The organism is Rothia sp. CCM 9418 (assembly GCF_048512825.1).
Taxonomy (GTDB): Bacteria; Actinomycetota; Actinomycetes; order Actinomycetales; family Micrococcaceae; genus Rothia.
On sequence record NZ_JBLXXX010000002.1, the window covers coordinates 390,069 to 402,954 of the forward strand.

Below are 12,886 nucleotides of genomic sequence, written 5' to 3' on the forward strand. Positions count from 1 at the left end.
AATTCTTCCTTAGCACCGCTCATTATACCGTTCATGAGCTACCGTCAAGAAGTAACTCTGCGTATCTCATTTGGGAGTAAGTATTTATTTTGAGGATTTTTTCTTTTATTCTAGATGCTAGGGAATATAAAAGAATACTCATCCATATTTAGGGGAATATGATGAATGCTCAGAAAAGGACGTTAGGGATTGTTGTTCTTTTCCTAACATTGTTCGCAACATTTTTGGCGCCATCTCAGGCAGCTGAAGTAACTACCCAGACGGTAGATTATTCTATGGTACAAGCTCTCAACGAGGCTGTTGTTGCACCACAAGCTGAAGCTCATGCCACAGTAAGCACGTTTAATACGATGGGAATCGTTTTTATAACAGCTCTTCTGACACCGTGGCTAGGGGTTGCCCTTTACCGCCGCTTTCAGGAGAACTGTATTCCTTAAACACTGAAGATATAAAGATGACGGTAGTAAAGTACCCTTTTATTGCGGGGTACTTTACTACCGTCATCTTTATCGGAGTTCTAGAAAAATTCTAGTTTGATTTTTTGACAACCTGAGATTTGAGGTACATCTGCCCTGCACCTGGAACTTTTGCTTCGATATCGTGACCGTTCACGGGGCTTTCAAGAAGACGGATGCTCTTGACTTTCGTACCGCTTTTAATATCGGCTCCCCCTTTGACTTTGAGCCCCTTGATAATAGTGACAGCATCGCCATCTGAAAGTTCGTTACCAACAGCGTCAAGAATTTTAGCGGTCTGTTCGGCGCTCTCTTCGGTGTTTTCTTCGACAGACCACTCGTGCCCACACATGGGGCAGACCCATAGGGTGCCTTGCTCGTAGCTATATTCTTCGGTGCATTCTGGGCATGCGGGTGCGGTGGACATGGCTGTCTCCTGTCATTCGTTAATCTGTGTTCGCCCCATTATCCCACAGAATCTTCTATCCTCATTGATGCAGACGGGGTGTACAAAATCCTAAAATTTTGCACACCCCCTCAATAATAAAGGTTTGGTTCATGAGAACGCAGAATTAATCGATAGCCTCTAAAGAGCGACCTTCTTCGTGCGCTTTACGTTTAAGCTCACGCACACGAGCGCGCTCACGCTTATTCCTATCCGTACGAATACGCAGCACCGTATACGCCACGAACAGCGCACTATAAATAACAAGAGAAACATACGTGTCAATCAGCCACGGCAAGTTTTCCGGCTCATACAACCGGTCAGAGAACACAAGGAATCGTCGAATAAACACAAAAATCACATTTGCGTACAACAAGAAGTAGAAGAAATACGATGCCTTATGGAGCTTCTGCCAGTTAGCAGCCTTCATTGAAAAACGAATCTTCTTGAAAGAAGTGATGAATAGTGGAATACCAACAATAAGCAGGAGGAGTGATGTCCAGAAGAGAATGTCATACGGAACTTCGGCATCGCCGTGATCAATGATCCAGCTCAAACCGTAGAGTAGAAGATGGCAGAACGACGTAATACACGCAAAAATGGAAATTTCTCCACGAATCGCGTATAGCTCTCTCGTAACTTTATTCCACGGCTTAATAACACCCTGGAACATCACGATAGTGAAGAACACGAAGCCAACCGAGCCACGCTTCATCTGATTCATAAAAGGCCACCACCACTCATCTACGGGGTAGCTATCGGTTAGTGACCAATGAATCCACAAACCAGAAACAATAAACGTGAACACTGTAATTACCAGGTAATACAGAACAGCGTGAGCACGAATAGAACGACGCAAAACAACAACAAGGGGAACAAGCACAGCAAAGGCTAAAATCACCATGTTTTCATGGACTAAAAAGTCTAAAACAGAAAGCATTGAGGCTCTTCTCAACTCATTTTACAGAACTTAGGAAAGCCTAACATAAGTTATAAAATTTTCAGTGTTTTACTAAATACTACGTGGGAAAGCAGAAGGTATACGACGTATACTCACCCACAGCGCATCAGCAATACCCCAACGACTAAAAGCTATCGCACTGTTTTCATCTGAACAATATTGTCAGCTAAAGTTTCAGCATCGTCATAATCACGAGTTACCAACACCGAAGTCACTTTCGCAGCCTGCAAAAGCAATTTAATCTCTTCTCTCACGTTCTGCCTCAAATGAGTATCTAGATGAGAAAACGGCTCATCCAACAAAAGCACCTCAGGTTTCGGCGCTAATGCCCTGGCCACAGCAACACGTTGCTGCTGCCCGCCAGATAACTGATAAGGATAACGATTCTGGTAGCCGCCTATACCAACTAACTGCAACACCTCATCAACACGCTCTTTACGCTCTGAACGAGGGACACCTATCAAACCATAAGCAATATTTTTCTCAACCGTCATATGAGGAAACAACGCATAATCCTGAAAAATCATGCCAATATTACGATGCTCAGCCTCCACAAAACACCTCGTATCAGAGAGCACCCTACCCCTCCATCCTGATAACCCCAGAATCTGGTTTTTCAAGTCCTGCAATCAGACGCAACACCGTTGTTTTCGCACAACCACTAGGACCCAAAAAGAGCAATACACTCACAAGAAGGAACCTCTACACCAAAACCCATCTAACTGACGGACATGAGAACTAGGATACGAAAAAACAATATTAGTGAGTTTGATGGTTGTCATCGTAAAGTCTTATCTTTCTTGTCCGTAGATGATCCACCTGCCACCAGTAAAAGAACCGGAATAAACGCCAACCCAACAATGAGAAGACTCGCCAACGCTGATTCTGGAATCTGCTCATCATTAGCATATGGAAACACCGTCGTTGAGAGCGTCGAAAAATTATACGGTCGAAGAATTAACACGATAGGAAGCTCTTTAACCATGTCAATAAATGCTAAAAGAAAAGCACCATATAAAGCAGTTTTCATCATCGGAAGATCAACACGAACCAATGTTTTGGTTGGTCCGTGCCACAAACATCGAGAAGCTTCAGTAAAACGTGTACCAATGCGTTCAAAACCAGATTCTATCGGTTGCATCGACACCGCAAGATAGCGAATCAGATAAGCTAACACAATCATTGCTGGGCTTAACGTCAGAGGAAGTCCCCACGCATTTGCGACCCAAAAAATGAGAGACAAAACAGATAAGGCGATAACCGTTGAAGGAATAGAATACCCAACGACAGTAATGCGAGCCATCAACTTTGAAAACCGTGTAGGCGATATACGTTGATGTTCAGCCACAATCACCGCGCATAAGGTGGTCAGCAGTGCACCCACAAAAGCAACACTCAAGGTGGTGCTAAAAGCTTCAACAATTCCGCTACGACGATATTATCCCACGATAAAACAGCCCAATACACTATCTGTCCGACGGGAATCACTAAGGCAACAATAAAAGTTCCCCAGCACAGTGTAGGAACAACAATTTTACGCCACCGGTCAAGAGCAACAACCTGAATAGGTGTGACCTGAGCAGAAGCATACGCATAAGAACGCCGCCCACGAAGAGCCTCCCCCCCCCATGCTCACAGAGGTCACCACAATCAGAAGAATAGCAGCAAGTTTAAGACCCGGAGCAACATCATTAAAACCAAGCCAAGCCTTAAAAATTGCGGTCGTAAAAACATTCAACCCAAAATGAGACACCACACCATAATCACTCAGCACTTCAAACGCCATCAGCGTCGCACCGGCAACAACAGCGTTACGAGTCAACGGCAAAATTACCCGAAAATACGTGCGAGTTCTCGAAGCACCCAACATACGAGATGCTTCGAGTAGCTGACCGGCTTGACGGTCAAGAAAACTTCTAACCACCAAATAAATGTATGGGTACAGAAAAAGTGTAAAAACAAAAATTGCGCCATAGACATTTTGGATATCCAAAAAGCCCGGTGGAGGGGTCCATCCTAAATGTTCTCGGAAGAAGATATGTATCGGACCGGTGTACCCCGTCAGTGATACATAAGTGTACCCTCCAATATAAGGCGGGATAGCTAACGGCATCACCAATGCTACCGATAAGAACTTACGCCCAGGGAATTGGTAGGCTGTCACAAACCACGCCAAAGCGCTAGCCAGAATAATCCCACATAAAACACTGCTGATAGTTAAAAGAGCAGTTTCAACAAAGTAATCAGCAAGTAGATACTGTTGAATATGCCGCCAAGTATCGTTAACAGGTGAGAAAAGCCCCATGAGTACACCAAGAATCGGCAGCGCCATCACACATACGATGAGGCTACTTCCGGTGAGCCATCCGATACGGGCTTTCACAGTTAGCTGTCCTTTCAACAATGTTCAAGACAATAACAGATGTGCCGGGCACCGTTTAAGGTACCCGGCACATCACAGTGAATGGTGTTTATTTCCAGCCAACCTGATCAAAGATACGGGTTGCTTCAGGCTTATCCTTACCAAAGGTTGAGAAGTCTAAGTCTTGAGTGGTGAACTCGCCCCAAGATTTCTGTGGCTCAGGAAGAGCAGTCTTAGGGTTCAATGGGAACTCACCGTTCTCTTGTGCAATAAACTCTTGAGTCTTTTCGGAGGATAGGAATTCAAGGAACTTAATAGCATTGTCCTTATTCTTAGCTCCCTTAAGTACGGAAGCATAAGAAAGGTTGAGGTGAGTCTTCTTAGGGAAGATCATGCCTACTTTTTCGGTCACTTTAGCAACCTCGGGGTCAGATGAACGGTTCATCAGAGCCCAATAGTAAGAGTTCATGATAGAAAGATCGCCTTCACCTGCTACAACTGCTTTAGCTTGGTCGCGGTCGTTACCTTTAGGTTCGCGTGCGAAGTTATCGACAACGCCTTGCGCCCATTCAGTAGCCTTTTCCTGACCGTCAAGAGCAACGAAGCTTGCTAGAAGAGCTTAGTTATATGAGGAGGATGAGGAACGGGCTAGAACTTTACCCTTCCACCCTGGTTTAGTGATGTCCTCATAGGTTTTGATGGTTGAAGGGTCAACGGTGTCTTTGCTATAGGCAATGACACGTGCACGGGGAGACAATGCCCATCCAGTTTTCCCCACGATATTTTTCGGGGATGTTGTTTGCAATGGTCTCAGAGGTGGAGTCTGCAATAGCTCCTGCGTCGTTGAGCTATGAGATAGATTATGCACCAACGGTCAAGAAGACATCAGCTTCAGGGTTGTTAGCTTCTCGAATGACTCGTTCGATGAGTTCACCAGATTTTCCTTCAACGACGTTGAGTTTAATTCCGGTCTCTTCCTCAAGCATTTTGTAGACTTCTTTATCTGCATCATAGTGACGTGAGGAATAGAGGTTGAGGACTTTGGTATCGCTCTTAACTGGGAGCAACCGTAGTGGAGTCAGGGGCCCCAGAACAACCGACTACTCCAGTTGCGAAAAGAGCAGTTGCAAAGGTTGTAGCCAGAAAGCGACGCATAGAAACTCCTTAGTTTTGTTAGGCGTCAAAGCAAGATGGCTCCATATTATCAACTGTTTTTCAGGTTTGCCTAACCTCAGTTAACAAGGTGTGTTGCATATTACCATACCAATAAAACACGCTCTGACATGCTTGCTCTTTGACGAGCCCCTCTTTCAGCTAAACATATTTAGTTGTGATAAAAAGTAAATAAATTTTCTTCATCAACTAAAAATCACTCAGAACAAACCCCTCAACACGCCACTATTCTTTAAACTATACTCATGGCACACAAAGGAAATAATGTTCACCACTACTATTTACGGGACACTGTTCCTGCCATCAATTAAACATGAGGGTTTACATAGAAATCTTCAGCACCCATACTACTAAGCGTATCAGCAAGAACAATCTATGTTAGTGACACAATACCTAACATATTCATTTGACTTCCCAGTTAACGGTAAAGAGCACCTGGCGGGACTGCTTTGCTTGGAGCGCATCTTGTGCTCTGTCGAGCAGCTCCTCAGACTCATAACGGAGACGATTCCGCTCGTTGCGGTATTCGTCTTCCGCATCGTCAATCTTGCGTCGCCACTGACGTGCTTCCTGTTTGAGTTTGAGCTCTTCAGAGGCGCTGGAAGCCTTGCGTGCGACTTTGTTCGCCGTTGCTTCCTTCGCCTGGTAATCCCGAATTTTGGCGTCGAATTTCGCTTTCAAATCAAGACGTGCCGAATCAATCAAGGCCTCTTGTTGCAAAAAGAAAGTTGCATTGCGGTCTTCAACGTCACAGGCAAGCTCCTCCATCTGCCGCACGATATTTTCGTCAAAACCGTTACTCTCAACATGGTCAGCAGTGGTATCAGTACAGTACAAGTCGAGCAAATCTCGCACCTGCTCATGGTCCATAGGCGTACCGTCCTCAAAGAACCCAGCCATCAATAGCTAGGACTCACGTAGCTGCTGACTTCCAGCCTTCGTGGCAAAGCTAACTTCTTCAACATGTAGCCTTCCTCGCTTGCCACGCAGGCGTTTTGCATTAGCTGTTGCACGCTCTGAACCGCTAATTTTGAAGATGAGTCTTGCTGGTGAGGTTGCATGGTTTTTCGCTGTATCGATTACCCAGGCGCACAGGTCACTAGCATACCGGTACTGGTAGGCTCCCTTACGAGGCTCAGACTTGAAGTAATATTCACCGGTCGGGATACCCGCCTCTGGCTCATCACGGAGCGTGAACTGGGTACCGGACTCATTGAATGTGGCGATGCTTCCGAGTTCGTGGCGGGTAACATTAATGAGGAGGCGCTCAAAGGCGTTGAGGACGATGCCGGTTTGGGCGTCATAGGACTTGAGCTTATCGCGCACCTTTGGGTCGAGGTTGTCAAAGACCTTTGCACGGGTCTTTTTCATCTCCCGATTAATCTGCTTCGCATACTTCATCTCAAGTTCAGTGAAAGCAGCGTCAATCTCGGCTGCAGTTTTGCATTTGTCGAGGATACTGGAGATGTTTTTCTCAAAGTCCAGGCCGTCCTCAATCTGTCCGAGTACTTCGTCGGAGGCACCAAAGACTGAGGTGAAAAGCTGGAATTTCTCGGTGAGCAGTTCAAGGATGCGTTCTTCCGCCAAGTTGCCTTTGTTCGAGAAGTTCACGACCACGACGTTGTGTTTCTGGCCGAAGCGGTGGACACGGCCGATACGTTGCTCGATGCGTTGCGGGTTCCATGGCAGGTCATAGTTGACCAGCATGGAGCAGAACTGCAGGTTGATACCTTCAGCAGCAGCTTCGGTAGCGATCATGAGTCGACCACGTTCTCGGAACTCGTCTACGAGGGCTTTACGCCGGTCAGCGGCTGGGATTCCGGTGATAAGGTCGCCACCCTGGTTTTCCTCTAGCCAACGTGTGTAAATGGCGTTCGCTTCAGCACTGTTATTGGTGCCGTTAAACAGGACGAGGCCCTCACCCCACCCAGCGTCGGTGAGCGAACGGGCGAGATAGTCTTGGGTCACGGTCGAGTCGGTAAAAATGATCGCTTTTCAGGTGCACCAATCTCACGGAGCTTTTCGAATCCTTGCTCGAGAGCATCGACGAGCTTCACAGCTTTCTGATTCACTGTGATGGAGCGAGCCAAAGCCGCGTAGCTACGCAGCTCTGTAACCTCATCCAGCATTTCTGCTCGCTGCTGGGGATCGATAAGTTGTGGCGCGTCCGTCGTGTCGTTTTTCTCGGCTTCTTCACGAACTTCGCTGGTGATATCAGGGTCAGCGATAAAACCACCGGCGTCGTTACGTCGCCGCCCTGACCGAATTTCAGCTTCCAACCGGTCTGCTGTCTTCTCCAAGGTGGAGGCCATCGCATAGGAAGAAGACCCTAAGCGTTTACGCATGATGAGCGCGGAGAGATGCCGTTGGGATTTTGCAAACGCCCATAAAAACGGGCGTTGCAGGTAGTCATTAATCTTCTCGTAAAGCTCAATCTCAGCAGGGCTTGGGGTGAAAGCCACCGTCAACGGCATGCGCTCAGTGAAGCGAATGTACTTATCCGCATCCTTACGCAATGTGCGTTTAGCCACGTGTGATACACGCACAACCAGGTCGTCATTCCCAATTCCATCGGGGTTATCGAGATAGCGCTCCTTGAACGCATCCAGCGAGTGGAAATAGTCCGGCGCAAACACGCTGACAAGCCCGTAGAGTTCTTCTAGACGGTTTTGTAGTGGGGTTGCAGTCAGCATCACCGTTTTACCCGCGACCTGACAAATCCGAGCAACGTTTCCCGCAATCTTTGCTTGTCCCGTCCAATGGGAGCGTAACCGGTGCGCCTCATCACACACTACCAGGTCCCAAGAACGGATAAGTTTATGGGTTTGGGAATTCGCGAATTCGTAGGAGCAAATGAGAATCTCATCGCGGCCGTCTGGTGCAATGAGTGCATCGATGTTTTTACTGTCCATCAACGTGGCAGGCAACGCGAATTTCTCGTTCAGCTCCTGTTGCCACTGTTGACGTAGCGAAGATGGTCCGATAATGAGGATGCGGCGTTGACGTTGAGCCCAATACTGGCTGATAACGATACCGGCCTCGATTGTCTTACCGAGGCCGACCTCATCAGCCAATATTACCCCCTTCGTAAACGGGGTTTGTAACGCAAACAGTGCCGCATCCACTTGGTGAGGTTTGGGCTCCACCTGAGCGTCAAATAGCAATCCAGCTAACCGACCAACATGATCGGACGCGTAAGAACGGTCTAGCTCATGTGCGTAGAATTTGGCCTGATAGTCACTTAAATACTGCAATACACCCTCATTCCTAGATATTCCAACGGTCAGGACAACCTACCGCGTAATCCACGCCAATGGCCTCAAAGTGCTTCATCGCAGCCGTAATTTTTGCGTTCTCAGGTGGACGGCGCTTCATCGGATCTAAGGTCGACTTGGTCTCCCTCACAAAGTATAGTTGCTCGGCGCCGTCCTCGCCCTTGATGATGGCCCAGTCGGGGTTGTAGTCACCCACCGGAGTGGGGATGCGAAATTTATCAGGCAGTTTCATGAATAGTTTGATGTCATCACGGCCATCAAGGTACTTAGCGAAGTCCCACTCAACTGACGAGTCCCACACCACGTAGTCGAAGTCAGTTTTCTCCGTATTCGTTACCTTGTACAGGTGGTCGACGAACCAATCCTTCTCCTCCAAACCATCAGCCTGCAACTCACGAAGCTCGTAGATGCTACCGCCAATCGGCTCGTATTGAATGCCCTCAATCAGCGTGTGCGCAAGCACCGTCGCAATCTGTTCCGTCGCCATCTTAATAAAGTCATTCGGGTTCGCTAAAAAGTCACCAATGCGATTGGATCCGAGCAAGATGTCGATGATTGTCTTCCGCGTCAGTGAGGTTGCCTCTTGAAGCTGGGAGACAATGTCTGGCAACGGGTATGATTCTTTGAGTGTTTCGTCGCGCAAACCAAAAATTGTCCCCTTCGGTCCTCCACGGGTAAGTTCCATCCCCGTGCGAGTGATCTGAATACGGATTGGGTCAATAGGTGGTGCTTGTCTGATGCTCTCAATACTCCGCTCGATGAGTTTTTCACGGTCGAGAGCAACACGATAAGTGGTGCGAGCAGTAATGGTCTCCCAAAACTTCTCAAACTCTGGGGTGGCGTATACCTGTTTATTGAGGGTGCGAACCACACGCTTACGCTTCGGCTTGACGATTTCTTCAACCTTGCAGCCATCCACGATACGAATAACCTTATCCTCATAGCCTGCAAATTAGCCAGGTAGCTTGAGGTCAGCGGGCTTCCATTTATTCGTGACCTTACCTTCATCGTCGATATATTTCTCCGATGAGAGAAAGTTATATATCATCTCGGAACGCTTAGTACCGAGAAGACTCTCCTTACCAGTCGCTGGATCAACGATGGTCAGGGCCGCGAACTCGCTCTTACGCACATACCCAATCGCCACGCCAGCGGACTTATATTCAGCTTGCAGCGCGGCGGCGAATGCATTATACGATTCATTCGACACCACAGTAAGCTGGGCAATACCCGTATCTTTGACACGCTCACCAGACTGGTTCACAGGAAGGCGCAGTCCACGACCGATGGTCTGGCGCCGTTCAGTCTCAGTGGACATATCACGCAAGGTGCAGATTTGGAAAACGTTCGGGTTATCCCACCCCTCGCGTAGCGCTGAATGGGAGAAGATAAACCGAACTGGCTCGTCCATGTTCAGTAAACGAGCTTTGTCTTTCATGATGAGCTCGTAGGCATCATCGTCAGCTTTGGTCTTACCTGAGGAATCTTTGAACGTTATTTGTGCAGCCTTACCCTTGCCAGCCTTCATCTGTGCGAAATAGCCAGAGCGTACATCCACCGGATCAGCTGGGAGGAATGGATGAGCAGCAGGGATCTTCGCGTGCGTTCTTCCTTATAAATCGTATCGAAAGCCTCTGCAAAAGGTCCGTTGGCATCCAGATTATTAATACCTTCCCCGAGGTAGGAGGCGACCTTGTCAATGAAGAATAAGGAGAGTACCTTGATTCCACGCTCATGGAGCTACTTTTCTTTGCGGATGTGCTCACGAAGGGTTTCGCGTATCATCTCACGAAATACAGCGTCCTGGTCCTCACCATTCGCCTCCCCTACACGCAGGTAGCCATAGTTGGTCAGCTCAATCTGCTCAGGTTCGATGCTAATCTCACTAATCCGCCAATTCCCATCATATGCCGGGTTACCGCCAGACAACCGCTCAAGATCTGCGCCTTGGGTGGCACTAACCTTTTTCTTCGCGTAGTTGCCGTCCTTCTTGCGGCAAATTAATTCCAGGCTCGCTTTGAAGCTAGGGTCACGTTTGACCTCAAGGAGCTTCACATACGGTTTTGCCGTGTTACCGAGTTCGAGAGCATCGGAGACAACAATCTTCTTGATGAGCTCTAACCGGTGTGCGTCAATAGGGTCAAGCCGGTAGACGGCATTGCGGGTAGTGCGGTGTGTAGCCGAATATCTCAGCGTACACATCGGGTGTAAATCGGCCACAGCAGACTGCGCCAACATCGATTCCATGTTCTGTGGCTCATCCATGATGACAATGGGCCGGGTTGCCTGCAAATAATCCAACGGATGCAGCCCGGAAAGCCTGTCACGTTGCTGGTGAATGATACGAGTGTTTTTGTCCCCTCGAATCGAGTCGATTGTCATCACCAAAAATTGCAAGGATGTGCCCGTAGCGAAGTCCCGCACATCTTCAGCGCGGTCACCGGAATAGACGGCGTAGTCCATGTTAATTTGCGGGTACAGATGGCGGAAGTGCTCCCTCATGAGCTGGATACTGGTCTTCACACCCTCACGGATTGCCGCCGATGGGACCAAAATAATGTACTTATTAAATTTGTACTTCATAGACAGCTCAAACGCAGTACGCAGGTACACATAGGTCTTACCAGTGCCGGTCTCCATCTCAATATCAAGTTGGAAACCATCCACTAAGCCATCGCTAATTTCTAAGCCATTCTTATCCTGCACCCGTTGCAGGTTCTCAAGGATTGTTTTCTCGTCCAGGACGAGGTTATTGCCATACGCACCAATCTCTTCGACATTATTGAAGGTTCCTTGTCTCCCAGAGTCTGGTAGGTTCGGGCGCTGTTGCGGTGGGAGGCGTTGTAAATTGGTCAAAAGCTGATCTGCATCAGCAGGCTGTCCGTCGAATATGTCAGTGACGGACTCAATGACGCTGGTCTGGTAAGGCTGACGCGAGTCAAACTGAAATTTCATAAAAGTTAGCTCTTCCTATGCCATCCACAAATCGATATTGTGTATGTGGCATTTCTGTACCAGGTTCGTCTTTAATTCATCGTTGCATTGGAAGGCATCCTCCAAAATGACCAGACGCTCCGGTTCTTCAGAAACAAGAGCGCGCAGTTGTTCCAATGTCGGTTGGGTATGCTCATCCGTGTAGGCCATCACTAGTCCATCTGCGATGTTGAAAACGCTCAGCCCTGCAATCTTGATGGTCTCAATTTTTTCTGCCAGAAAGAAGATTCCTCTGCTCCGTCTGTCTTGATTAATTACTCTCCAGCACAAAATTCATATGCCACACCGTGGACAGAATATAACGAAGCATCCTCTCCTGTCTCATTAATGCGTGTAATTAGAAAAATATTAGAATATTACTTTTTACAATTGTCTGGCTACAATGGCGCAGATTTAAGAAAAAATAATAATAATAAAAGATAATAAAGATAAATTTGTTACAATAGATAATAGCGAAAGAAACATCGATACCACAAATTATCAAACACCTCAATCAATGCTGTCTTATATAAAAATTCAGGATACTGGTTTTAACGATGGCCACTTTTATGCAGATTCTAAAACCGACGACATTTCAATATTTAAAAACATATTCAGGATGATTTTTATTTTAATGAAACAAGATCAACACCATGAAATGACGATGAACTCTACAAATAAAGGAGAGTGTAAATAATGAAAAAAATTAAGTTACAACAAACCATGGAAGCTAGTAATAGATAAATAAATTAATAAATAGGACTCAAGACAAAAGCAAATATTAGCGCAACCTCAATAGCAAATCTCAGTAAAAGCGAGAATATCACTACTGATGTTTTACTTAGGATGCGCGAAGCATTAGATTGTGAATTAAATTATATTGTAGGAACTGTAAATATAGAGAGAGAAATAAAATAGCTGATAAAATATGAAATGAAAACTTTATAAAATATATGAATCTCATAGTAAATTACCCAAACTATAAAGGTTTGCTAATTAATAATTTTATATTAGATAAATTATCCTTAAAACTTGTCCCTCAATTAAAATAAATCCATACAGTCTTAGTCCTACAATCGCCATAATGTCTATAACCATCATAAACAATTAAAAGTAACAAGAACATCAAATTTAATATTTTCACGCAGTCCTTTACTACGCACCACCGTCTTACTATCATAGTATTCAAATTCATACTCACCTATAACTCTCAAATCTAGGTCATCAAAATCAAACTGTTCT

Annotated in this window: 17 protein-coding genes and 2 pseudogenes; 2 read left to right on the forward strand and 17 right to left on the reverse strand. The window is 46.5% G+C overall.

Annotated features, from left to right (window positions below):
- Positions 1–161 precede the first annotated feature (161 nt).
- Positions 162–437: a hypothetical protein gene (locus ACN083_RS04480; protein ID WP_419101619.1), complete on the forward strand. Its 276-nt coding sequence runs from the start codon at positions 162–164 to the stop codon at positions 435–437.
- Between the two features lie 91 nt (positions 438–528).
- Here ACN083_RS04480 and ACN083_RS04485 read toward each other — a convergent pair whose 3' ends face one another.
- The 15 genes and pseudogenes from ACN083_RS04485 to ACN083_RS04555 all read right to left on the reverse strand — a co-directional run bounded on the left by ACN083_RS04485 (position 529) and on the right by ACN083_RS04555 (position 10,199).
- Positions 529–882 carry a zinc ribbon domain-containing protein YjdM gene (locus tag ACN083_RS04485; protein WP_419101620.1) on the reverse strand — a complete coding sequence of 118 codons (354 nt, stop codon included), beginning with the start codon at positions 880–882 and terminating at the stop codon, positions 529–531.
- 145 nt (positions 883–1,027) lie between these two features.
- Positions 1,028–1,840 (reverse strand): hypothetical protein, encoded by an 813-nt coding sequence (locus tag ACN083_RS04490; protein WP_419101621.1) that lies wholly within the window; start codon positions 1,838–1,840, stop codon positions 1,028–1,030.
- Positions 1,841–1,992: 152 nt separating this feature from the next.
- Entirely contained in the window at positions 1,993–2,415 is a 423-nt protein-coding gene (locus ACN083_RS04495; protein ID WP_419101622.1) for an ABC transporter ATP-binding protein, read from the reverse strand.
- 25 nt (positions 2,416–2,440) lie between these two features.
- Entirely contained in the window at positions 2,441–2,551 is a 111-nt protein-coding gene (locus tag ACN083_RS04500) for an ATP-binding cassette domain-containing protein (RefSeq protein WP_419101623.1), read from the reverse strand.
- A gap of 88 nt (positions 2,552–2,639) precedes the next feature.
- Positions 2,640–3,260 (reverse strand): ABC transporter permease, encoded by a 621-nt coding sequence (locus ACN083_RS04505; RefSeq protein ID WP_419101624.1) that lies wholly within the window; start codon positions 3,258–3,260, stop codon positions 2,640–2,642.
- Between the two features lie 147 nt (positions 3,261–3,407).
- Positions 3,408–4,244, reverse strand: a complete 837-nt coding sequence (locus ACN083_RS04510; protein ID WP_419101625.1) for an ABC transporter permease — start codon at positions 4,242–4,244, stop codon at positions 3,408–3,410.
- 88 nt (positions 4,245–4,332) lie between these two features.
- Positions 4,333–4,827: pseudogene (locus ACN083_RS04515) on the reverse strand (extracellular solute-binding protein); the annotation flags it as partial.
- A 15-nt stretch (positions 4,828–4,842) separates the two neighbouring features.
- Positions 4,843–5,001, reverse strand: a complete 159-nt coding sequence (locus tag ACN083_RS04520; RefSeq protein ID WP_419101626.1) for a hypothetical protein — start codon at positions 4,999–5,001, stop codon at positions 4,843–4,845.
- Between the two features lie 82 nt (positions 5,002–5,083).
- A complete protein-coding gene (locus ACN083_RS04525; protein WP_419101627.1) occupies positions 5,084–5,209 on the reverse strand; it encodes a hypothetical protein in 126 nt (41 codons plus the stop codon).
- Between the two features lie 589 nt (positions 5,210–5,798).
- Positions 5,799–6,233 (reverse strand): hypothetical protein, encoded by a 435-nt coding sequence (locus ACN083_RS04530; RefSeq protein ID WP_419101628.1) that lies wholly within the window; start codon positions 6,231–6,233, stop codon positions 5,799–5,801.
- A 69-nt stretch (positions 6,234–6,302) separates the two neighbouring features.
- Complete coding sequence (locus ACN083_RS04535; protein ID WP_419101653.1) at positions 6,303–7,007, reverse strand: hypothetical protein; 705 nt, start codon at positions 7,005–7,007, stop codon at positions 6,303–6,305.
- A gap of 81 nt (positions 7,008–7,088) precedes the next feature.
- Positions 7,089–7,364: pseudogene (locus tag ACN083_RS04540) on the reverse strand (helicase-related protein); the annotation flags it as partial.
- A complete protein-coding gene (locus ACN083_RS04545) occupies positions 7,361–8,470 on the reverse strand; it encodes an SNF2-related protein (protein ID WP_419101629.1) in 1,110 nt (369 codons plus the stop codon). The pseudogene ACN083_RS04540 and the gene ACN083_RS04545, both read right to left, overlap by 4 nt.
- Positions 8,471–8,663: 193 nt before the next feature.
- Positions 8,664–9,590, reverse strand: coding sequence for a hypothetical protein (locus tag ACN083_RS04550; RefSeq protein ID WP_419101630.1), 927 nt, complete (start codon positions 9,588–9,590; stop codon positions 8,664–8,666).
- Positions 9,591–9,623: 33 nt separating this feature from the next.
- Complete coding sequence (locus tag ACN083_RS04555) at positions 9,624–10,199, reverse strand: hypothetical protein (protein WP_419101631.1); 576 nt, start codon at positions 10,197–10,199, stop codon at positions 9,624–9,626.
- A gap of 2 nt (positions 10,200–10,201) precedes the next feature.
- Here ACN083_RS04555 and ACN083_RS04560 point away from each other — a divergent pair, with 2 nt between their 5' ends.
- Positions 10,202–10,381, forward strand: coding sequence for a hypothetical protein (locus ACN083_RS04560; RefSeq protein WP_419101632.1), 180 nt, complete (start codon positions 10,202–10,204; stop codon positions 10,379–10,381).
- Positions 10,382–10,411: 30 nt separating this feature from the next.
- Here ACN083_RS04560 and ACN083_RS04565 read toward each other — a convergent pair whose 3' ends face one another.
- Together ACN083_RS04565 and ACN083_RS04570 are read right to left on the reverse strand one after the other, a co-directional pair.
- Entirely contained in the window at positions 10,412–11,626 is a 1,215-nt protein-coding gene (locus ACN083_RS04565; RefSeq protein ID WP_419101633.1) for a DEAD/DEAH box helicase family protein, read from the reverse strand.
- Positions 11,627–11,641: 15 nt separating this feature from the next.
- On the reverse strand, positions 11,642–11,935 hold the full coding sequence (locus ACN083_RS04570; protein ID WP_419101634.1) for a hypothetical protein: 294 nt from the start codon (positions 11,933–11,935) through the stop codon (positions 11,642–11,644).
- Positions 11,936–12,886 lie beyond the last annotated feature (951 nt).